The organism is Ruegeria sp. N7, from assembly GCF_056531345.1.
Genome location: NZ_JBQFLR010000028.1, coordinates 1 through 21,106, shown reverse-complemented (window position 1 = coordinate 21,106; position 21,106 = coordinate 1). Strand labels below are relative to the sequence as shown.

Here is a 21,106-nt window from a genome sequence, read left to right as displayed (position 1 = left end):
GCAGCCGTTACATCCCGGTCATCCGGTAATATGACCGAAGCGAATACGCCACGAAAAAAGGCCCGCAAACCTGCGGGCCTTGATGCATTTCTACCCGCGTCGTTTACTGCGGGATATCGCCTTCCAGCCCTTCAATATAGAAGTTCATGCCAGCCAGCGTACCGTCGTCGGCCACTTCGCCCTCGGCCAGCCAGTCGCTGCCGTCCTGCTTCTTCAGCGGTCCGGTAAAGGCATGATAGCTGCCATCGGCCAGCGCCGCCTTCAGGGCCAGTGCCTCTTCTTTGATGTCCGCAGGAACTGCATCCGAAATCTCACCGATTTCTACCATGCCCGGCCCGATACCGTCCCAGGTATTGGACGAGGTCCAGGTGCCGTCCATCACAGCTCGCGTGCGCGCAATGTAATAGGGTCCCCAGTTGTCGATGATCGAGGAAACACGCGGTTTGGGGGCGTATTCGCTCATATCCGAAGCCTGACCGAAGGTGATCACGTTACCCGCCTCTTGTGCGGCGGCCTGCGGAGCGGTCGAGTCAGTGTGCTGCAGGATCACGTCGGCGCCCTGTTCGATCAGAACCGAAGCGGCGTCAGCCTCTTTTGCCGGGTCGAACCAGGTATAGGCCCAGACGATCTTGAACTGGACATCCGGGTTTGCCTTCTTGGCGTGGATATAGGCCGAGTTGATACCGCGGATCACCTCGGGGATCGGATAAGACCCGATATAGCCGATGATGTTCGATTCGGTCATTCTACCCGCGATATGCCCCTGAACCGCACGACCTTCGTAGAAACGCGCCGAATAGACCGAGACGTTGTCGGCCATCTTGTAGCCTGTCGCGTGCTCGAACTTCACGTTCGGGAATTTCTTGGCCACATTGATGGTTGGATCCATATAGCCAAATGAGGTGGTAAAGATCAGATCCGCGCCTTCCAGCGCCATCTGGGTCATCACGCGTTCGGCGTCCGGGCCTTCCGGCACCGATTCAACGAATACAGTCTCGACCTTGTCGCCGAACTCTTCTTCGATCGCCAGACGGCCCTTGTTGTGTTCATAGGTCCAGCCACCGTCGCCGACAGGGCCGACATAGACAAAACCGACCTTGGTCTTGTCTTGCGCCACTGCGCCGGTCGCAAGACCAAGCGCTATCGCGGCAGTTGTCAGAAGTGATTTGAATTTCATGTAGTTACTCCCCAAGTTGGTTCAGTTGGCCCCTAGTGTGAGGCATGGAAGGTCCGGCCCAGTGAGGCAGGTGCGCTGCTCTTGTCGGCCGAAAGGATCACAAGCACAAGGATCGTGATGAGATAGGGTGACATTGCCAGATACTCGACGGGAATGGCAACGCCCGCTGCCTGCAAATTAAGCTGCAAGACGGTAATGCCGCCGAACAAATATGCACCCAGCAGGACCCGCCATGGTTTCCAGCTGGCAAACACCACCAGCGCCAGCGCGATCCAGCCGACACCTGCGGTCATGCCCTCGGTCCATTGCGGCACACGGATCAGGCTGATGTAAGCCCCACCCAGGCCCGCGCAGGCCCCGCCGAACAGGATCGCCATGATACGGATTTTGATGACCTTGTAGCCAAGCGCATGGGCGGCATCGTGGTTTTCACCAACCGCCCGCAGGATCAACCCGACGCGGGTGTACTTCAGGACGGCCCAGACCACAGCGGTCAGCGCAATGCCCAGATACAGGATGGGGTCGTGCCGAAACAGGATCGGGCCGATGACCGGAATATCGCTAATCAAAGGGATGTGGATATCGCCCATGCTGGGGGGTTTGACGCCCACATAGCTTTGCCCCATCAAGGCGCTGAACCCCAGTCCAAACAGGGTCAGCGCAAGGCCGCTGGCAACTTGGTTGGCCAATGCAAACTGTGTCAGCAGGACGAACAGCAGCGACAGCACGGCCCCGCCAATGGCGGCAGCAACAAAGCCCAGCCAGGGCGAGCCGGTTTCGACCGAGATCGCAAAACCGCTGATCGCGCCGACGATCATCATGCCCTCGACACCAAGGTTCAGAACGCCTGCCTTTTCCACGACAAGCTCTCCGATCGCGGCCAGCAGAAGGGGGGTTGCGGCCACCATAAGCGAGGCAACCAGAAGAACGGGATTGATTTGACCAAGGTCCATGATCACGCCACCTCGCTACGCGCCGCACGGATGCGGAAGTTTGTCAGAAGATCGAAGGCCAGCAGGAAAAACAGCAGCATTCCCTGAAACACCTGAATGGCAGCGGCAGGCAGACCCAGCTGCGATTGTGCAATTTCGCCGCCAATATAGGTCAGCGCCATCAGGCCCCCGGCCAACAGGATACCCACCGGATGCAGGCGGCCCAGAAACGCGACGATGATCGCGGTAAAGCCATAACCCACGTTGAAGTCGATGCTGATCTGACCGGACGGGCCGGACACCTCGAACATACCGGCCAGCCCGGCCAAAGCGCCCGAAATTCCAAGGCAGAACAGGATCAGGCGCGCCGGATTCACACCTGCAAACTTTGCGGCGCGGGGGGCCTCACCCGTCAGGCGGATATGGAAGCCCAGCATGTGACGGTTCAGCAATACATAGGCAAAGATCACCGCGATGAAGGCCGCGACAACACCCCAATGCATCCCGGAACCGGCAATCAGCTCGGCATTATGCGCGCTTTCATAGGATTGCAGGTTGCGCGATCCGGGAAAGCCGAACCCTTCGGGGTTCTTGAGAAGACCCAGCGAGACCGAGGCCAGCATCTGCTCGGCCACGTAGACCAGCATCAGCGACACAAGGATTTCGTTGGTGCCGAAACGCACCTTCAGCAAAGCCGGGATCGTTGCCCACAGCCACCCGCCAAATGCGCCTGCGACCACCATGATCGGGAAGATGTACCAGGCGTCGAGCGGATAGAAGGCCAGACCTGCGCCCGCGCCGAATATGGCGCCCATGATGTATTGTCCTTCGGCCCCGATATTCCAGATACCGGCCCGAAAACCCAGCGACAATCCGATTGCGATCAGCACTAGGGGCGCGCCTTTGACCAGCAATTGAGGGCGGTAATAGAATGCGAACTCTCCAAACAGCGGCTCCCAGAAGATGGTACCGATGGCTTCGACCGGATTTTTCCCCAAAATGGCAAACAGCAACCCGCCAAACACCATTGTTGCCAGCACCGCCACAAGGGGGGTCGCGTAAGACCAGGCCCTGGACGGCTGTGGCCGTTTCTCCAACACAATCATCTGCTCATCCCCCCAGATGTTTCATCTTTTCGCAAATACTCTAGCCGAAGGCGGCCCAGCAGATCACACATGTGCCACCTCCATGCCATGGGCGCCGCCCATCATCAGGCCAATCTCATCCACCGTCAGGCCGGTGGTCGGGCGCGGTGCGCTCAGCCGACCTTCGTTCAAGGCCGCAAAACTGTCCGAGATCTCCATCAGCTCATCCAGATCCTGCGAGATGCAGATCACCGCTGTGCCTTTCGCCGCAAGATCGAGTATGGCTTGCCGGATCGACGCGGCCGCCGCGGCATCCACCCCCCAGGTTGGCTGGTTTACCACCAACACATCAGGGTTTTGCAGCACTTCGCGTCCAATCACGAATTTCTGCAGGTTACCGCCGGACAAGGACCGCGCTGCGTTTTCGGGCCCGGGCGTGCGAACGTCGAAGGCTTCGATGATCTTTTCGGCAAAACTCCGGGTTTCGGACCATTTCAAGAAGCCATTTTTCTCAAGCCCTTCCCGCACAGATCCGGTCAGCAAAGCGTTTTCGGTCAGGCTCATGTCGGGTGCCGCTGCGTGGCCTAACCGTTCCTCGGGCGCGGTCAGAACGCCCAGCTTACGGCGCGTTGTCGGGCCGAGCTTGCCGATCGCCTGACCGTTGAACTTGATTGCATCCGCCGATGTCAGGATTTCCCCGGACAACACGCCCAGCAACTCATCCTGCCCGTTTCCGGCAACGCCGCCGATGCCCAGAACCTCGCCCTTGCGGACCGTCATGTGCACATTGCGCAATGCGGTGCCGAATTCCGAAGGCGAGGGGACTGACAGCCCGCTGACATCCAGCGCGACCTCGCCCAGTTCCCGGCCCGAGCGTTCGGGCGTCTGCAAGGTTGACCCGACCATCATCTCGGCCATGTCACGCGCCGAGGTTTCAGCGGGGACACATTCGCCCACGTTCTTGCCCAGACGCAGGATCGTAGCATGGTCGCATAGCGTTCGGATTTCCTCCAGTTTATGCGAGATATACAGGATCGAGGTTCCCTCGGAGCGTAGCTTGTTCAGCGTCTCAAACAGAATATCGACCTCTTGCGGGGTCAGAACCGAGGTCGGTTCGTCCATGATCAGCAGCTTGGGGTCCTGCAACAGGCAGCGGATGATCTCGACCCGCTGGCGTTCGCCTGCGGACAGGTCGCCAACCGTGCGAAACGGGTCCAGCGGAAGGCCATAAGTTTCCGAAACTTCGCGAATGCGCGATGCCAGATCCCCCATCGGGGGCGGGTTCTCCATCCCCAGCGCGATATTCTCGGCCACGTTCAGCGCGTCAAACAGCGAAAAATGCTGGAACACCATCGCGATCCCATCCGCACGGGCCGCGCGGGGTTCGGGCGGCGCAAACGGATTGCCGCGCAGTTTCATGGTGCCGCTGTCCGGCTTCACAAGCCCATAGATCATTTTTACCAGCGTGGATTTCCCCGCGCCGTTTTCACCCAGCAGCGCGTGCACTTCGCCTTCACCGATGTCAAAGGACACCTGATCATTGGCCACAACACCGGGGTAGGCTTTGGTCAGCCCTTGCAAGCTCAAAAGTGGAATGGTCACGCGCTCAGGTCCTTCTTCAACTTGTTTTGCAGGGCCGGGCGCAGCAATTGTGCAGCGACGCCCACGGCGATCATATGCGGATGCTTCCCCATCGACGGGTCACCGATCGGGCAGGTGATCCGGCTAATCCGTTCAGGCGGATGCCCAAGGGCGGCCAGCCGCGACCGGAATCGCGCCCATTTCGTAGCCGAGCCAATCAGCCCCGCAAAGCCAAAATCGTGCAAAAGCAGTCTGTTGCACAGTTCAAAGTCAAGATTATGCGAGTATGTAAGCACAAGATGTTCGGCGTCACATGGGGCATGGCGGACCAGCTCGGCCGGTTTTGCCGCCGGAACAATTGTCACGCCCGCTGGCACAGCGGCCGGAAAGCGCTGACGGCTGGTATCCACCCAGGTGATCGCAAGATCGGGAAGCGGGGACAGCACATCCACCAGCGCCCGGCCGACATGGCCCGCGCCCCAGATCCACAGATTGCGTGTCGGCTTGTGAACGGGTTCAACCATCCAGCCGTCAATCAGCTGCGGTTCGGGCGCAATCCCCTGTCCGCGCGCCGTCGCCAGCATTCGCTTGACCGACAGGGGCATCGCGCCATCCTTGGTCGGGCGCGCGATGACCGCATCGTCCAGATCATAGACGGTCTTTGCGTCGTAGACCTCGCTCAGCAACGACACGGCACCGCCGCAGCATTGCCCCAACTCGGGTCCAAGCGCATGATGCGTCAGGCGGGTTGGCGTGGTTTGCAACCGTGCGGCATGTGCCGCCTGGTATTCCAGTGTTCCGCCGCCGATTGTGCCGCTTTGCCCACCGTCCCAGACCAGCATGGCGGCACCGACTTCACGTGGAGACGACCCTTTGATCCCGGCGATGACCACCCGGACCACTTTGCCGTGGGTTTTGACCGCCTCCCTCAAAGCCTCAAGGTCAAATCCCATCAGATGCCTCCCTTCATCCTCTGGACGCCGCGCCAGACCTCTTCGGCGGTGGCGGGCGCGTTGAGCGCCGGATAAGTGTCCCCGCAGGCCGCCACCGCATTCGAAAGCGCCAGCCAGGCCGATATTCCCAGCATGAATGGGGGTTCCCCCACGGCTTTCGAGCGATAGATGGTGTCCTCTCGGTTCTCGCCATCCCAAAGTGCGACGTTGAAAATATCGGGCCGGTCGGAACAGGCCGGGATCTTGTAGGTCGAGGGTGCATGTGTGCGCAGGTTGCCCTTCCCGTCCCAGACCAGTTCCTCGGTTGTCAGCCAGCCCGCGCCCTGCACGTAACCGCCTTCGACCTGTCCGACATCCAGCGCCGGGTTCAGCGAAGCGCCCGCGTCATGCAGGATATCTGTGCGCAGAATGCGGTTCTCACCCGTCAACGTGTCCACAGCGACCTCGGTGACCGAAGCGCCATAGGCGAAGTAGTAAAACGGGCGACCACGCCCCGCGATCCGGTCCCATTCGATCTTGGGCGTTTTATAGAAGCCAGTGGCCGACAGGCTTATCCGACCCTGATAGGCCAGTGCGGCAGCTTCGGCGAACGTGTACCGTTCTTCACCAACCGAAACGTGGCCATCCGTGAACGTGACGGCAGAGGGGTCGGCCTGATGCCGTTCAGCCAGATAATCGGCCATCCGGTCGCGGATCGTATCGCAGGCCGCTTTCACCGCCATACCGTTCAGATCGCTGCCTGAAGACGCCGCCGTGGCCGAGGTATTGGGCACTTTTGCCGTATCCGTGGCGGTGATCTTGACCATCTCAAGCGGGATGCCGAAACGCGCCGCGGCCACTTGTGCGACCTTCTGGAACAGGCCCTGACCCATCTCGGTGCCACCATGATTCAGGTGCACCGAACCATCCTGATACACATGCACCAGCGCACCGGCCTGGTTCAGATGGGTCAGCGTAAAGGAAATTCCGAACTTGACCGGAGAAAAGGCGATGCCCTTCTTGATCACGCTGTTTTCGGCATTCCATTTCTCGATGGCCGCTTTGCGCGCGGCATAGTCGCTGGACTTCATCAGCGCTTCGGTCATGCCATGCAGTTCGAAATCGCTGACCTCCATGCCGTAGGGCGTCGTGTTGCCACCAGCGGGCAGGGGGCGGACCGGGGCGGTCCCTGTTTCCACTGCGCCACGGCTGGTCAGGTCTTCGTGCGGGTCGGGATGACCCAGCGGTTTCTCGTGGGGTTGGACTTCGGCAACCTTATGCGCGGGCTCGTAATAGTTGCGGCGGCGCAATTCCACCGGGTCCAGCCCAAGTTCATGCGCGGCGTGGTCCATCACCCGTTCGATGGCAACCATCCCCTGCGGGCCACCAAAACCGCGATAGGCGGTGGCTGACTGCGTGTTGGTCTTCAACCGATGGCTTTCAATCCGGGCATTGGGCAGCAGGTAGGCATTGTCAGAATGCAGCATCGCACGGTCGGCGACGGGCAGGGACAGGTCCTGTGCCCAGCCGCAAATCGCGTATTGCAGAAAGGACACGCCCTGAATGTGACCCTGTTCGTCAAATCCCGCGCGATAGGAAATCCGGAAGGCGTGGCGTTTGCCGGTGATGATCATGTCATCATCGCGGTCATAGCGCATCTTGCAGGCTTTGCCGGTCGCCCGCGCCGCCACTGCGCAGGCAACGGCCAGCGCGTTCCCCTGGCTTTCCTTGCCGCCGAACCCGCCACCCATGCGCCGGGTTTCGACGCGGATCGCATGCATGGGCAGGCCCAGAGCGTCCGCCACCTTGTGCTGTATCTCGGTCGGGTGCTGGGTCGAGCTGTGGACAAGCATGTCGCCGCCTTCATTCGGCACGGCAAGCGCAGCCTGACCTTCCAGATAGAAATGCTCCTGACCGCCGATCTCGAACGTTCCGTCGATGACGTGGGCGGCGCTTTCAATCGCGGCGTCCGCATCGCCCTTGGCATAGATGCGGGGCCCGTCTTCAAATCGGCTGTCTGCGGCCAAAGCCTCTTCCACCGTCAGGATCGGTGCTTCCTCGGCATAGTCGATCTTGCCCAGCCGAACCGCCTTGCGGGCGGCCAGATGGCTGGTGGCAACCACAAGGAAAACAGGCTGGCCGATATAGTGAACCGTCCCGTCGGACAGCAAAGGCTCGTCATGGATCGAGGGCGAAACATCGTTGGCAAAGGGCAGGTCCTGTGCCGTCATGACCCTGACGACCCCGGGTGCCGCTTTCACGGCAGACAGGTCCATCGCGGTAATCGTGCCCTTGGCGATCGGGCTCAGGCCAAAGGCCAGATGCAATGTGCCCTTTGGCGTCGGGATGTCGTCCACATACCGGGCGGAACCGGATACGTGCAGCGGTGCCGCGTCATGGGGAAGGGGTTTGGTTACGCTCATGCCGATACCTCCAGCACGTTGGTCACTTGGCCCTGATCCTCAAGGAAGTACCGTTCCAGCATCGCTTTGGCGGTCTCAAGCCTGTACGTGGCCGAGGCGCGCATATCCGTAAGCGGTGAATAATCGTCGGCAAAAGCGGGCAGAGCGGCGTCAATCGCCTCGCGCGCCCACGGTTTGCCGATCAGCGCGGCCTCGACATGGGTTGCCCGTTTCGGAATGCCAGCCATACCGCCAAACGCGATGCGCGCATCTGTCACCTGTCCGTCCGAAATGGTAACGTTGAAACATCCGCACACCGCCGAGATATCCTGATCGAACCGTTTGCTCAGCTTGTAGCATTTCAGCCGGTCCGCCTGACGCAGGAAGCTGACGGCTTCGACAAACTCACCCGGTGCGCGGTCCTGTTTCCCGTAATCGATGAAGAAGTCTTCCAGCAGGACTGACCGGCGCTCATCACCTTTGCGCAGGTGCAGCGTCGCACCCAATGCGATCAGCGCGGGCGGGTTGTCTCCGATTGGCGAGCCATTGGCGATGTTGCCGCCCACAGTGGCCGCGTGACGGACCTGAACACTGGCATAGCGCCGGATCATTTCTGCATAGGATGGGTGAATGTCCGCCAAGGCTTCGCCCATACGGTTCATATCGACCATGGCACCGAAACGAATTTCTTCGTCGGTGATCGTGATCTCTTTGAGATCGTCACAGCGGTTCAGGAAGATCACCGGATCAAGATCGCGTAGTTGCTTGGTCACCCAAAGCCCAACGTCTGTTGCGCCCGCAACCAAAGTGGCATTCGGGTTCTCGGCATATACGGCAGCCAGCGCGTCGGACGAGCCCGGCAGCATGGGTGAGGTGGCGGGCGTTGCGACAGGCTTGTCTTTAACCCAGACAGGCACGGGCTGTTTCTCGGCCGCTTCGGCTGCGCGAATAATGGGAGCGTAACCCGTGCAACGGCACAGATTACCGGCAAGCTGTGTATCGTGATCCGTCGCGCCATTGGTGTGACCGGCCACCATCGACATGACAAAACCGGGCGTGCAAAAGCCGCATTGCGAACCGTGCAGGTCAACCATGGCCTGCTGAACCGGATGGACCTCGCCATCGGGGCTGCTGGCGCCTTCGACGGTTCGAACCGCCTTGCCATGCAGTTGCGGCAAGAAAAGGATGCACGAGTTCAGGGCCTTTGCACCACCCGCATCCGTCACCATGACAGTGCAGGCACCGCAATCGCCTTCGTTGCAGCCTTCCTTGGTGCCGGTCAGGCCACGATCTTCACGCAGCCAATCCAGCAGAGTGGCTGTCGGATCGATGTCCGTCAGCTCCACTGTCTCTCCGTTCAGAAGAAACGTGATGTCCATTCGAGAAACCCGTCGCCTTACCCGGTTGCGCCCTGGTGGTGCCCTCCTTCGATGCGACGTAGAAAGAGTGGCGGGCGGATAGCTTGCCAATGGATGTTAGAAACAGCATGCGTGATCTGGCAAGAAAAACTGCCTGTATGATGCATCATTACAGCCAATCGGCGTGGAATTGCGCACCCTGTGTAAATATCAGTTGTTTGAAACTAAAGCGTTTTTTTGTCAGTGAAGATGTCGCTTTCCGAAGCACCTTCTGGAAAATCCGAATAATCGAAAATGATTATTTTGCCAAACAACGGCGCAGGTTCCGGCTTTTGCATGCCTCGCGGCTAGGGTAGCCTGCCGTTCATGAGCAGTACCCCCCGATTCATTCACCTACGTGTTCACACCGAATATTCCCTTCTGGAAGGCGCTGTGCGGCTGAAAAAACTGCCCGCCCTGTGCGAGAAGATGGAGATGCCTGCCGTTGCAGTGACTGACACGAATTCCATGTTTTCGGCGCTGGAATTTTCGGTGACAGCCAGTCAGGCTGGTGTCCAGCCGATCATGGGATGTCAGGTTGATCTGACTTATGTGCAGTCGCAACCGGGGGAAAAACAAAAATCGCCCGCGCCGCTTGTTCTGCTGGCACAGTCCGAGGCGGGGTACGAGAACCTGATGAAGCTGAGCACGTGCCTTTACGTGGACAAGGGCGGGCAGTTGCCGCAGGTCACGCTGGACGAGCTTGCGGACCGCGCCGACGGGCTGATCTGCCTGTCCGGAGGGCCTGACGGGCCGGTGGGCCGCCTGTTGCAACAGGGGCAACGTCCGGCGGCCGAGGCGCTGGTGGATCGGTTGGCCGCGATTTTCCCGGATCGTCTGTATATCGAACTCCAGCGTCACCCAGGTGAAGACGGCCAACCCGAGGCCGAACGCCAGACCGAGCGCGGCCATATCGAGATGGCCTATGCCAAGAACCTGCCGCTGGTTGCCACCAATGACGTCTATTTCCCGACCTCGGATATGTACGAGGCCCATGATGCGCTGATCTGTATCGCCGAAGGGGCTTATGTCGACCAGCAGGAAGGTCGCCGCCGCCTGACCGCGCAGCATTATTTCAAGTCGCAGCAGGAAATGGTGACGCTGTTCGCTGATCTGCCCGAGGCCATTGAGAACACGGTCGAGATCGCGCGGCGTTGCGCCTTTATGGCTTATCGCCGCGATCCCATCCTGCCGAAATTCGCCGATGACGAGGTCGCTGAACTGCGCCGCATCGCGAATGAAGGCTTGCAGAAACGTTTGGCGGTAATCCCCCATGCGGTGACGCCCGAGGAGTATCAGGAGCGGTTGGATTTCGAACTTGGCATCATCGAAGGCATGGGCTTTCCTGGTTACTTCCTGATCGTTGCCGACTTTATCCAATGGGCCAAGGATCACGATATTCCGGTTGGACCGGGGCGGGGATCGGGTGCGGGCTCGCTGGTGGCTTATGCGCTGACAATTACCGACCTCGACCCGCTGCGTTATAGCCTGCTGTTTGAACGGTTCCTGAATCCCGAACGGGTTTCGATGCCCGACTTCGATATCGACTTCTGCATGGATCGCCGAGAAGAGGTGATCCGTTACGTGCAGCAGAAATACGGGCGCGACAAGGTGGGGCAGATCATCACTTTTGGTGCCTTGCTGTCAAAGGCCGCCGTGCGCGACATCGGGCGGGTGCTGCAAATGCCGTACGGGCAGGTGGACCGTCTGTCTAAGATGATCCCCGTGGAAGGTGTCAAACCGGTTTCCATCGAAAAAGCCCTGAAGGACGAGCCGCGCCTGCGGGAAGAAGCGCGCAACGAAGAGGTGGTGGATCGTCTGCTGACATACGGCCAGCAGGTCGAAGGGCTGCTGCGCAACGCCTCGACCCACGCGGCTGGGGTTGTGATTGGCGACCGGCCACTGGACGCGCTGGTGCCGATCTATCAGGACCCGCGATCCGACATGCCTGCGACCCAATTCAACATGAAATGGGTGGAACAGGCCGGGCTGGTAAAGTTCGACTTTCTGGGTCTGAAAACCCTGACCGTGATCCAGAACGCGATGGACCTGATCTTCAAGTCCGGACGGAAGCTGCATATCGCCGCCGATGGCACCGAGCTTTACGAACCTGCCGAGGGGGCCGAGAACCAGATCAACGCCATCCCGCTGGATGACGAGGCGACGTATAAGCTCTATTCAGCGGCCAAGACGGTCGCGGTGTTCCAGGTGGAAAGCTCGGGCATGATGGACGCGCTCAAGCGCATGAAACCCACCTGTATCGAGGATATCGTGGCCCTCGTCGCGCTCTATCGTCCCGGCCCGATGGAGAACATCCCGACCTATTGCGAGGTCAAGAACGGGCTGCGCGAGATCACATCCGTTCATCCGCTGATCGACCACATTCTTGAGGAAACCCAGGGCATCATCGTCTATCAGGAACAGGTGATGCAGATCGCACAGGTGATGGCCGGGTATTCCCTTGGCGGCGCGGACCTGCTGCGCCGCGCGATGGGTAAAAAGATCAAAGAGGCGATGGATGCCGAACGCCCCAAATTCGAAAAAGGCGCGGCAGAAAACGGGGTGGATGCCAAGAAAGCCAGCGAAGTCTTCGACCTGCTGGAAAAATTCGCCAATTACGGCTTCAACAAATCCCACGCCGCCGCCTATGCGGTGGTCAGCTATCAAACCGGCTGGTTGAAGGCGAACCATCCGGTCGAATTCATGGCGGGTGTCATGAATTGCGATATTCATCTGACCGACAAGCTGGCGATCTATTTCGAAGAGGTCCGAAAAGGGCTGGAACTGCCGTATATTCCACCTTGTGTGAACCGCTCTCAGGCCACGTTCGATGTTGATAACGGACATCTGGTCTATGCGCTGGGCGCGCTCAAGAATGTGGGTGTCGAGGCGATGAATCTGATCGTTGCGGGTCGCGCGGACAAGCCATTTGTCAACCTGTTCGATTTCGCCCGCCGCGTGGATTTGAAGAAAGTGGGCAAACGCCCGCTTGAGATGCTGGCCCGCGCCGGAGCCTTTGATGAGCTGGACCGGAACCGCCGCCGCGTTTTCGAAAGCCTTGATGCACTGGTGCAGTATTCGGCAGCGATCCATGAACAGAAGAATTCGAACCAGGTGTCGCTGTTTGGCGAGGCCGGAGATGACCTGCCCGAACCACGCCTGTCGCTGACCCCCGACTGGCTGCCGGCTGAACGTCTGAGCGAAGAGTTCAAGGCCATCGGCTTCTACCTCTCTGGTCATCCGCTGGATGACTATATGCCGGCCTTGAAGCGTAAACAGGTTCTGACGCTGGACGAGGTGACCGAGAAAGCCCGTTCTGGCCCGCTGATTGCCAAGATGGCCGGAGTGGTTGCCGGGCGGCAGGAACGGAAATCGGCCAAGGGCAACCGGTTCGCCTTTGCCCAGCTTTCGGACCCGACCGGCGCTTATGAGGTCACGCTGTTTTCCGACACGCTGGAGAAATGCCGCGAGTTTCTGGAAACCGGCGCTCAGGTGGTTCTGACCGTCGAGGCGACGGTGGAGTCCGATCAGCTCAAGCTGCTGGGTCGTTCGGTTGGACCAGCGGATTCTGTAGTGGCCGAAGCCGGGGCGACGGGACTGCGCATCTTTGTCGACGAAGCGCGGGCGGTGCCAACTATTGCAACGGTTCTTGAAGAAGCCGCAACCGCCGCCAAGGGTGCGGCCCGCGGACCGATCCAACTGCTGTTGCTGGACCCCGGCCTGCCCGGCGACGTCGAAATCGACTTGGGGCGTGTGTTCCCGATCAATCCCCAGATCAAGGGCGCGATCAAATCGCTGGAAGGCGTGATGACCGTCGAAGAGATCTGACACCGCTTTGTTGCCAGACAGTTAGCGCACCGCTAGGCTGACCTTGCAAATATGTCTTCTGATCATGCCACGGGAGGGCGTTGATATGACGATTGCAGGTCTCAATTTCAGAACGATTGCATTGGGGGCGGCGGCATCGCTGGCTTTGGTTTCGGCGACAGCCACGCTTGCGGACGACAAGAAGAAAGAGAACACGATCAAAGGTGCTGTGATCGGGGCCGGGGTCGGGGCCTTGATCGGCGACGGCAAGGGTGCCGCCGCAGGGGCAATTGCTGGTGCGCTGATCGGCGCGAACTCGAAATAAGCGGGGGCGGGATGATGCGTTTGAACGCGATGAAAGTGATCACAACCGCCGCGCTGCTTACAGGGCCCGGCTATGCCCTTGCGGACGAGGAAGCCGAACAGATGGTGCAAGCGGCGCTGCCGCTCATGTATCACACATGCGCGTCGGTCATCGAAGAGGCTGACGGGAATGAAGAATACATTGTGGACGTGGTCGGCAAGATGACGGCGTTGTCCCTTTATAACCGTCAGGTCGACCTCGAAGCTCATGCCAGTTCGGACGAGGAAAAGGCCACGCTGCGCGAAACATTTGTGGCGGCTCTGAAAGACGGCTGCGCCGGGGATGAAAACGCCCTGCTGGGTGGCGTCGTCGACGACGCGGTGAAATCAACGCTGGGGCTGTAAGCTTTCAGTAATGTGGCGGACGTTCGTCACCAAGGACAACGCCGCCTGACCCTTCCTGCGCGCGCTCGGCCTCGCGGTGCAGCAGCATCTCGACACGGCGGGTCAGCCGGTCAATCTCGGCCTGTTGCCGGGTGACAACCGCGTTCAGATCGTCAACCGTGCGGGTCAGATGGGCAATCTGTTCTTCCAGTTGCTGCATAGGATGCTCCTGTCTTTCAGACTGCACATAGCGACCCTGTGACGCCTTGGCCAGAGAAAGCGCGCCTTGCCCAGATGCGGGCCATGGGATAGACCGCGCGCGGAACAGGTACACTCCCAAGGACGCCCCACATGGCCAAGCCCAAGAAACAGCCCCGCCCCAAGGCCGAAACGCCGAAAGGGTTCCGTGACTATTTCGGCGAGGAAGTCACGCAGCGCACCGAGATGCTGCGGACGATTGCGGGCGTGTATCATCGTTACGGTTTCGACGCGCTGGAAAGCAGCGCGGTCGAAACCGTCGAGGCGCTGGGCAAGTTCCTGCCCGACGTGGACCGCCCGAACGAAGGCGTCTTTGCGTGGCAGGAGTTTGACGAGGGCGGAAATGGCGACTGGATGGCCCTGCGCTATGACTTGACCGCGCCTCTGGCCCGGGTTTACGCCCAGCACCGCAACGACTTGCCCACGCCCTATCGCCGCTATGCAATGGGTCCGGTCTGGCGCAACGAAAAGCCGGGACCTGGGCGCTTTCGGCAGTTCTATCAGTGCGATGCGGATACGGTTGGAACCGCCTCGATGGCTGCTGATGCCGAGATCTGTGCAATGCTGGCCGACACGCTGGAAGAGGTTGGCATCCCGCGCGGTGACTACATCATCCGGGTGAATAACCGGAAGGTTTTGAACGGTGTGCTGGAGGCGATGGGGCTTGGCGATGATCAAGCCGCACGAGACAATGTTCTTCGCACCATCGACAAATTCGACAAGGTGGGTGAGCAGGGTGTGCGCGAGTTGCTGACCAAGGGCCGTCTGGACGCGTCGGGCGCGTTTATCGACGGCGTTGGTCTCAGCGATGATCAGGCAGACCCGGTTATCGCCTTCCTGACTTCCAAGGCCGTCGATACCGCTGGTACATTGGCCAACCTCCGCATTGCCGTGGGTGACAGCAAGATTGGGGCGGATGGGATTGCTGAACTGGAACAGATCGCTGAACTTCTCTCCGCTGGCGGCTACGGCCCCGACCGCATTGTCATTGACCCCTCCGTCGTCCGTGGCCTGGGCTATTACACCGGTCCGGTCTACGAGGCCGAACTGACGTTCGAAATCTTCGACGAGAAAGGCCGCAAGCGGCAATTCGGCTCGGTTGCGGGCGGCGGGCGCTATGACGATCTGGTCAAGCGGTTCACCGGGCAGGAAGTGCCCGCGACCGGGGTGTCCATCGGCGTCGATCGGTTACTGGCGGCGCTGCGCGAAAAGGGCCGGATCAGCGCCCAGGCCAAAGGCCCCGTGGTCGTCACCGTCATGGATCGCGACAGGATGGCCGATTATCAGGCGATGGTGGCCGAGCTGCGCAATGCGGGCATCCGGGCCGAGGTGTATCTGGGCAATCCCAAGAACTTTGGCAATCAGTTGAAATACGCGGACAAGCGCAACTCTCCGGTTGCGGTGATCGAAGGCGGGGACGAAAAGGCAAAAGGCATCGTGCAGATCAAGGACCTGATCCTTGGGGCTAAGATCGCCGAAAGCGCCACGCTGGAGGAATGGAAAGAACGCCCCAGCCAGTTCGAAGTATCGCGCGCTGATCTGGTCGCGAAAGTGCGTGAAATTCTGAACAGTCAGGACTGACCCATGCCCAACCGTTCCCAGATACAGGCCCGTGCCGCGATGATGCGTGTCCGGTTCGAGGCTGCGGGCGCGCAGGTGGTGGATACCCCGCTGCTGCAACCCGCTGAAGTGTTGCTGGACCTCTATGGCGAGGATATCCGCGCCCGTGCCTACGTCACCTCGGACGCGCTGCGGGGCGAGCAGATGCTGCGCCCGGATTTCACCCTGCCTGTTGTTCAGATGCACATGCGGGACGGGGCGGAGCCAGCGCGCTATACCTATTCAGGTGAGGTGTTCCGCCGTCAGGAACACGACCCGGACCGGTCGAACGAATATATTCAGGTGGGGTACGAGGTTTTTGACCGCGATGATCCCGCTGGTGCCGATGCCGAAGTGTTTTCGCTGATGGCGCTGCAACTGCGCGGGCTGCCCCTGCGCGCAGCCACCGGGGATATCGGTATCCTGACCGCGGCTGTCGAAGGGCTTCGGACCACAGACCGCCGCAAGGCCGCGCTGATGCGGCACCTGTGGCGGCCGCGCCGGTTCCGTGCGCTGCTGGACCGGTTTGCAGGGCGTAAACCGGGGCCTGAAGGCCGTGACGCGCTTTTGGACGCGGACGACCCGATGGCGGTTGATGTTCCGATGATCGGCAAGCGTCGCGCGCCCGAGATTGCCGATAGGATCAAAGCCCTGCGCGAAGATCGCGCTGCGCCGCCGATCTCTGACAATGAACTGGCCGGGTTGGAAACGCTGCTGAATGTGCGTGAAACCATGCCCTTCGCGCTGGAACAGCTGCGGGATGTGGCAGTGGATCTGCCGCAGATCACCCCGGCGCTGGACCGGTTAGAGGCGCGGATCGCCGCCCTGCAGGCGCGTGGTGTCGATGTTGCACGGCTGGATTTCGAAGCGTCATATGGCCGGACATCGATGGAATATTATGACGGGTTTGTCTTTGGGTTCTACGCCGAAGGCCGTCCCGACCTGCCGCCCGTCGCCACCGGTGGGCGCTATGATGCGCTGACGCGCCGTTTGGGGGATGGGGCCGAAATCCCCGCGATCGGCGGCGTGATCCGCCCGGACCTGATGCTTGAAATCGAGGAGGCCGCGCAATGAGTGTGAAACTGGGCGTGCCCTCGAAGGGCCGGTTGATGGAAAAGACCGTCTCATGGTTCGAAAAACATGGCATCATGCTGTCCCGCAACGGCTCGGACAGGGAATATGCGGGTAGGGTTGACGGGATTGACGGCGTCTCGCTGGTTCTGTTGTCGGCGGGTGAGATTCCGCGCGAACTTGCGTCGGGCCGTATTCATCTGGGCGTCACCGGCATCGATCTGGTGCATGAGAAGCTGCCACGCTGGGAACAGCAGGTCGAAGAGATTGCGCAGCTGGGCTTTGGCAAAGCCGATCTGATCATTGCCACACCCGCCTGCTGGGTCGATGTGGACACGCTGGACGATCTCGATGCGGCGGCAGCAGCATTTCGCAACACCCATGGCCACCGGCTGCGGATCGCCACCAAATATCACCGACTGGTGCGGGAGTTCCTGACCGACGCGGGCGTGGCCGACTACACTCTGGTCGACAGCCAGGGGGCGACCGAAGGTACGGTCATGAACGAAACAGCCGAGGCAATTGCTGATATCACCTCCTCAGGTGAAACCCTGCGGGCAAACCACCTCAAGATCCTGTCGGACGGTCTGATCCTGCAATCGCAGGCCACGTTGTGGCGCAGCCGGGTTGCAAAGGTCGACGCGACGGATAAGGCGGTTCTGACGGAATTGCTGGATCGGCTGCGGTAACTACAGCACACCGATATCCGCAAGGGCGCGGTTCAGATCATCGGGCAGGGTGTCATCCTGCGCGCGCCCTTTCGGAAGGTCGGCTGGTGTATCTTCGGGCTTCAGGTATCGCCAACCCTGAAACGGGCGTTTCAAGGCGTTCTGGGTCCGATGTACGTTAGGGTCGAGAACGATGGCGCAGCGGCGGATACCGTCCTCGCCGATCACCTCGTCCAGGCGCAGAATGCGCTGACGGCACTGTACGACACCTTTGATGACCCAATAGATTGATCCGCCATTCAGAATCTCGGCATCACGTTTGGGCCACATGCGGGTTACGTGGCGCGGATATCCGTCCTCATAAAGCGGTTTGCGGCTGTCTTGCCACGCGATCAGAGAGTCCACGCTTTCCGAACCAACCGAAAGTTTGATGAGGTTCACGTACTTATCCACAGCTTTCCCACAGAGTCGTCCCTTTGCTATCTATCCATTGTAGCTCAGGATTGGCTTTCATCAAGGTGTAGTGGGTGTTAGTCTGGATACCTCTTTCAGCACAGGGAATCACCAATGAGCCGCTTTGCCGCCCCCATCGCCGAGCAGATCTGGGACATGAAATACCGCTTCAAACAGGCGGATGGCACGCCCATCGATCAGACGGTTGAAGACAGCTGGCGACGCATCGCCCGTGACCTCGCGCGGGTCGAGGACGACCCGGATCATTGGGAAGACAGGTTCTACGAGGCACTGGAAGATTTCAAATATCTGCCCGCCGGGCGCATCACTGCTGGCGCAGGCACCGCGCGGCAGGTGACACTGTTCAACTGCTTCGTTATGGGCACCATCCCCGACAGCATGGGCGGCATCTTTGACATGCTGAAAGAGGCCGCGCTGACCATGCAGCAGGGGGGCGGGATCGGCTATGATTTCTCGACCATCCGCCCGCGTGGCGCGGATGTGAAAGGTGTGGCGGCAGATGCCTCGGGCCCGCTCAGCTTTATGGATGTGTGGGACGCAATGTGCCGCACGATCATGTCCGCGGGTTCGCGCCGGGGGGCGATGATGGCCACCATGCGCTGCGATCACCCCGATATCGAACAGTTCATCACCGCCAAATCCGACCCGGCCCGCCTGCGCATGTTCAACATGTCAGTGCTGGTGACCGATCCCTTCATGGAGGCGGTCAAGGCCGACGGCCCGTGGGAGTTGCAATTTGACGGCAAGATCTATCATACCGTTCAGGCGCGCGATCTGTGGAACAAGATCATGCAGGCCACATATGATTATGCTGAACCGGGCGTGATCTTCATCGACCGCATCAATCAGGCCAACAACCTGAGCTATGTTGAAACCATCGCCGCGACGAACCCCTGTGGCGAACAGCCTCTGCCGCCTTACGGGGCGTGCCTGCTGGGCTCGATCAATCTGGCGCGGCTGGTTGCCGAACCGTTCGGGGATGCCGCGCACCTGGATGAACTGGCGTTGCAGGAACTGGTCGCGACGGCCGTGCGCATGATGGATAACGTCGTGGACGCCTCAAAATTCCCGTTGGCCGAGCAAGAGGCGGAAGCGCAGGACAAGCGCCGCATCGGGCTGGGCGTGACGGGTCTTGCGGATGCGCTGCTGATGCTGGGCCTGCGCTATGGGTCCGACGAGGCGGCGCGCCAGACGGAACGCTGGTTGCACGCAATCGCCCGAGCCGCATATCTGGCCTCGGTCGATCTGGCTAAGGAGAAAGGCGCGTTCCCCCTGTTCGATGCCGAGAAATATCTGGCCAGCGGCACGATGCAGCAAATGGATGACGACGTCCGCGATGCGATCCGCGAACATGGTATCCGCAACGCTCTGCTGACCTCGATTGCGCCCACGGGTACGATTTCGCTTTATGCCGGGAACGTGTCGTCGGGGATTGAACCGGTCTTTGCCTATGCCTACACCCGCAAGGTTCTGCAAAAAGACGGCTCGCGCACCGAAGAAGAGGTCGTGGATTACGCCGTTCAGATGTGGCGCGACAAGTTTGGCGACGCAGCGCTGCCGGACTATTTCGTCAATGCCCAGACCCTGACGCCGTCGGATCACGTCAAGATGCAGGCGGCAGCGCAGAAATGGATCGACAGCTCGATCTCCAAGACCATCAACTGCCCGGAAGATATCAGCTTTGACGCCTTCAAGGATGTCTACATGCAGGCCTGGGATCAGGGCTGCAAAGGGTGCACGACCTATCGCCCCAACGATGTGACGGGGAGCGTTTTGAGTGTGGCTGAGGATACTAAAGCGTTGCCCCAGTTGGAGACTGTGTCCGCCCGTCTAGATTGGGCTAGGGAAAATGCGGGAATTTCATCGAAGCGCGCATTGGCCGAGGCTATCGGCACTTCAGAGCAAGTTATTGGACCTGTTCTAAACGGTAAGCGTGAACTTTCAAAAGACCTCGCGGAGAAAGCAGCGAGGGCGCTAAAAGTCCCTGCTGGCTGGATTCTGTTTGGAGACACCAAATCTGCACCCGAAGTTATTTCGAATTCAGATGACGCCGAACCTCAGCGCCCCCACGGCGACGTCATCTACATGTCCGAACCGCTGGATCGCCCGCAATCGCTGGAGGGGTCGACTTACAAGTTGAAATGGCCCGATAGCGAGCACGCGATTTATCTGACTATAAACGACATCATCATCTCGGGCCGCCGCCGCCCGTTCGAAGTGTTCATCAACTCCAAGAACATGGAACATTACGCCTGGACACTGGCGCTGACGCGGATGATCTCGGCCGTGTTCCGTCGGGGTGGGGACGTGTCCTTTGTGGTCGAAGAGCTGAAAGCCGTTTTCGACCCGCGCGGCGGGGCGTGGGTCAAAGGCAAGTATATCCCATCGATCCTGGCCGCGATCGGGGGCGTGATCGAACAGCACATGGTCGCCATCGGCTTTCTGGAAGGCGAGGGGATGGGGTTGAAATCCGATCCCCAGGCGCAAGTGGTGAACCTGGACGCGCCACGCGGCAAAGCCTGCCCGTCCTGCGGTCAGTACGACATGGTCATGATCGAAGGCTGCATGACCTGCCGCAACTGCGGTCATTCCAAATGCGGATAGGTATGAAGCGCTGAACGAAATATATGTGGCGTGTCACGCGACATGACCTAAACGTTTCAATAGGTCATTTTGGCTGGAGATATGAGAAAACGGCCACGGAATTCTTCCGGGGCCTTTCTCCTGTCTAGCGGAGTTGATGAATGGCGATAGCGCTGCTGGTACATCGTGGCCACCAAGAAGTGGAGATGAGACAGAAACCCGGAACCAAGCAGAGCCACGGCGAGAAAGTCGTAAAGACATTCGTCGCGCGACGCGCAAACTTTACTCTGCGGAACAGAAGGTCAGGATCGTGCTGGACGGCCTCAATGGTGAAGACAGCAAATCAGATTTTCCTTCTAGGGTCAGGATTCATAACCAATAGATGACGGTTGCTGCGAGGGCGATAGCGGAGAGGAAGACTTTGGGACAGCGATCATAACGTGTCACTACGCG

Annotated in this window: 16 protein-coding genes and 1 pseudogene; 7 read left to right on the top strand and 10 right to left on the bottom strand. The window is 59.9% G+C overall.

Annotated elements, in window-relative coordinates; translation table 11 throughout:
* Window positions 1–103 precede the first annotated feature (103 nt).
* The 7 genes from ACR0ES_RS19335 to xdhA all read right to left on the bottom strand — a co-directional run bounded on the left by ACR0ES_RS19335 (window position 104) and on the right by xdhA (window position 9,488).
* Entirely contained in the window at window positions 104–1,177 is a 1,074-nt protein-coding gene (locus ACR0ES_RS19335; RefSeq protein ID WP_480774470.1) for a BMP family ABC transporter substrate-binding protein, read from the bottom strand.
* Between the two features lie 32 nt (window positions 1,178–1,209).
* On the bottom strand, window positions 1,210–2,130 hold the full coding sequence (locus ACR0ES_RS19330) for an ABC transporter permease (RefSeq protein WP_209598075.1): 921 nt from the start codon (window positions 2,128–2,130) through the stop codon (window positions 1,210–1,212).
* A 2-nt stretch (window positions 2,131–2,132) separates the two neighbouring features.
* Window positions 2,133–3,215 carry an ABC transporter permease gene (locus ACR0ES_RS19325; protein WP_267363631.1) on the bottom strand — a complete coding sequence of 361 codons (1,083 nt, stop codon included), beginning with the start codon at window positions 3,213–3,215 and terminating at the stop codon, window positions 2,133–2,135.
* 63 nt (window positions 3,216–3,278) lie between these two features.
* Entirely contained in the window at window positions 3,279–4,796 is a 1,518-nt protein-coding gene (locus ACR0ES_RS19320; protein WP_480871536.1) for an ABC transporter ATP-binding protein, read from the bottom strand.
* Complete coding sequence (gene xdhC, locus ACR0ES_RS19315; protein ID WP_480871535.1) at window positions 4,793–5,728, bottom strand: xanthine dehydrogenase accessory protein XdhC; 936 nt, start codon at window positions 5,726–5,728, stop codon at window positions 4,793–4,795. Before xdhC ends, ACR0ES_RS19320 begins: the two co-directional genes overlap by 4 nt.
* Window positions 5,728–8,130, bottom strand: a complete 2,403-nt coding sequence (xdhB, locus tag ACR0ES_RS19310) for a xanthine dehydrogenase molybdopterin binding subunit (RefSeq protein WP_480871534.1) — start codon at window positions 8,128–8,130, stop codon at window positions 5,728–5,730. Before xdhB ends, xdhC begins: the two co-directional genes overlap by 1 nt.
* Window positions 8,127–9,488 carry a xanthine dehydrogenase small subunit gene (xdhA, locus tag ACR0ES_RS19305; RefSeq protein WP_480540026.1) on the bottom strand — a complete coding sequence of 454 codons (1,362 nt, stop codon included), beginning with the start codon at window positions 9,486–9,488 and terminating at the stop codon, window positions 8,127–8,129. Before xdhA ends, xdhB begins: the two co-directional genes overlap by 4 nt.
* 345 nt (window positions 9,489–9,833) lie before the next feature.
* Between xdhA and dnaE the strand changes: the two genes are divergently transcribed.
* The 3 genes from dnaE (at window position 9,834) to ACR0ES_RS19290 (ending at window position 14,021) form a co-directional block, all read left to right on the top strand.
* Entirely contained in the window at window positions 9,834–13,334 is a 3,501-nt protein-coding gene (gene dnaE / locus ACR0ES_RS19300) for a DNA polymerase III subunit alpha (protein WP_480871533.1), read from the top strand.
* 85 nt (window positions 13,335–13,419) lie between these two features.
* Window positions 13,420–13,638 carry a YMGG-like glycine zipper-containing protein gene (locus ACR0ES_RS19295; protein ID WP_480774474.1) on the top strand — a complete coding sequence of 73 codons (219 nt, stop codon included), beginning with the start codon at window positions 13,420–13,422 and terminating at the stop codon, window positions 13,636–13,638.
* 11 nt (window positions 13,639–13,649) lie between these two features.
* On the top strand, window positions 13,650–14,021 hold the full coding sequence (locus ACR0ES_RS19290) for a hypothetical protein (RefSeq protein WP_480774475.1): 372 nt from the start codon (window positions 13,650–13,652) through the stop codon (window positions 14,019–14,021).
* Between the two features lie 4 nt (window positions 14,022–14,025).
* Here ACR0ES_RS19290 and ACR0ES_RS19285 read toward each other — a convergent pair whose 3' ends face one another.
* Window positions 14,026–14,220, bottom strand: coding sequence for a SlyX family protein (locus tag ACR0ES_RS19285; RefSeq protein WP_209504826.1), 195 nt, complete (start codon window positions 14,218–14,220; stop codon window positions 14,026–14,028).
* A 131-nt stretch (window positions 14,221–14,351) separates the two neighbouring features.
* Here ACR0ES_RS19285 and hisS point away from each other — a divergent pair, with 131 nt between their 5' ends.
* From hisS to hisG, 3 genes are read left to right on the top strand one after another with little or no spacing between them, the layout of a single operon-like run.
* Window positions 14,352–15,839 (top strand): histidine--tRNA ligase, encoded by a 1,488-nt coding sequence (hisS, locus tag ACR0ES_RS19280; RefSeq protein WP_480871532.1) that lies wholly within the window; start codon window positions 14,352–14,354, stop codon window positions 15,837–15,839.
* 3 nt (window positions 15,840–15,842) lie between these two features.
* On the top strand, window positions 15,843–16,931 hold the full coding sequence (locus tag ACR0ES_RS19275; RefSeq protein ID WP_480871531.1) for an ATP phosphoribosyltransferase regulatory subunit: 1,089 nt from the start codon (window positions 15,843–15,845) through the stop codon (window positions 16,929–16,931).
* Window positions 16,928–17,617 (top strand): ATP phosphoribosyltransferase, encoded by a 690-nt coding sequence (gene hisG / locus ACR0ES_RS19270; protein WP_480871530.1) that lies wholly within the window; start codon window positions 16,928–16,930, stop codon window positions 17,615–17,617. Before ACR0ES_RS19275 ends, hisG begins: the two co-directional genes overlap by 4 nt.
* Here hisG and ACR0ES_RS19265 read toward each other — a convergent pair whose 3' ends face one another.
* Complete coding sequence (locus ACR0ES_RS19265; protein ID WP_267363648.1) at window positions 17,618–18,049, bottom strand: DUF1489 family protein; 432 nt, start codon at window positions 18,047–18,049, stop codon at window positions 17,618–17,620.
* 114 nt (window positions 18,050–18,163) lie between these two features.
* On the opposite strand from ACR0ES_RS19265, the gene ACR0ES_RS19260 reads away from it, so the two are divergent.
* The gene (locus ACR0ES_RS19260; RefSeq protein WP_480871529.1) at window positions 18,164–20,674 is read left to right on the top strand and encodes an adenosylcobalamin-dependent ribonucleoside-diphosphate reductase; all 2,511 of its coding nucleotides are present in this window, start codon (window positions 18,164–18,166) and stop codon (window positions 20,672–20,674) included.
* Between the two features lie 348 nt (window positions 20,675–21,022).
* Here ACR0ES_RS19260 and ACR0ES_RS19255 read toward each other — a convergent pair.
* Window positions 21,023–21,106, bottom strand: a pseudogene (locus ACR0ES_RS19255) (IS5/IS1182 family transposase); the annotation flags it as partial.

Coding starts and splice junctions, on each gene's coding strand:
- ACR0ES_RS19335 (WP_480774470.1), bottom strand. CDS start 1,177: ATGAAATTCAAATCACTTCTGACAACTGCCGCGATAGCGCTTGGTCTT.
- ACR0ES_RS19330 (WP_209598075.1), bottom strand. CDS start 2,130: ATGGACCTTGGTCAAATCAATCCCGTTCTTCTGGTTGCCTCGCTTATG.
- ACR0ES_RS19325 (WP_267363631.1), bottom strand. CDS start 3,215: ATGATTGTGTTGGAGAAACGGCCACAGCCGTCCAGGGCCTGGTCTTAC.
- xdhC (WP_480871535.1), bottom strand. CDS start 5,728: ATGGGATTTGACCTTGAGGCTTTGAGGGAGGCGGTCAAAACCCACGGC.
- xdhB (WP_480871534.1), bottom strand. CDS start 8,130: ATGAGCGTAACCAAACCCCTTCCCCATGACGCGGCACCGCTGCACGTA.
- xdhA (WP_480540026.1), bottom strand. CDS start 9,488: ATGGACATCACGTTTCTTCTGAACGGAGAGACAGTGGAGCTGACGGAC.
- dnaE (WP_480871533.1), top strand. CDS start 9,834: ATGAGCAGTACCCCCCGATTCATTCACCTACGTGTTCACACCGAATAT.
- ACR0ES_RS19295 (WP_480774474.1), top strand. CDS start 13,420: ATGACGATTGCAGGTCTCAATTTCAGAACGATTGCATTGGGGGCGGCG.
- ACR0ES_RS19290 (WP_480774475.1), top strand. CDS start 13,650: ATGATGCGTTTGAACGCGATGAAAGTGATCACAACCGCCGCGCTGCTT.
- ACR0ES_RS19285 (WP_209504826.1), bottom strand. CDS start 14,220: ATGCAGCAACTGGAAGAACAGATTGCCCATCTGACCCGCACGGTTGAC.
- hisS (WP_480871532.1), top strand. CDS start 14,352: ATGGCCAAGCCCAAGAAACAGCCCCGCCCCAAGGCCGAAACGCCGAAA.
- ACR0ES_RS19275 (WP_480871531.1), top strand. CDS start 15,843: ATGCCCAACCGTTCCCAGATACAGGCCCGTGCCGCGATGATGCGTGTC.
- hisG (WP_480871530.1), top strand. CDS start 16,928: ATGAGTGTGAAACTGGGCGTGCCCTCGAAGGGCCGGTTGATGGAAAAG.
- ACR0ES_RS19260 (WP_480871529.1), top strand. CDS start 18,164: ATGAGCCGCTTTGCCGCCCCCATCGCCGAGCAGATCTGGGACATGAAA.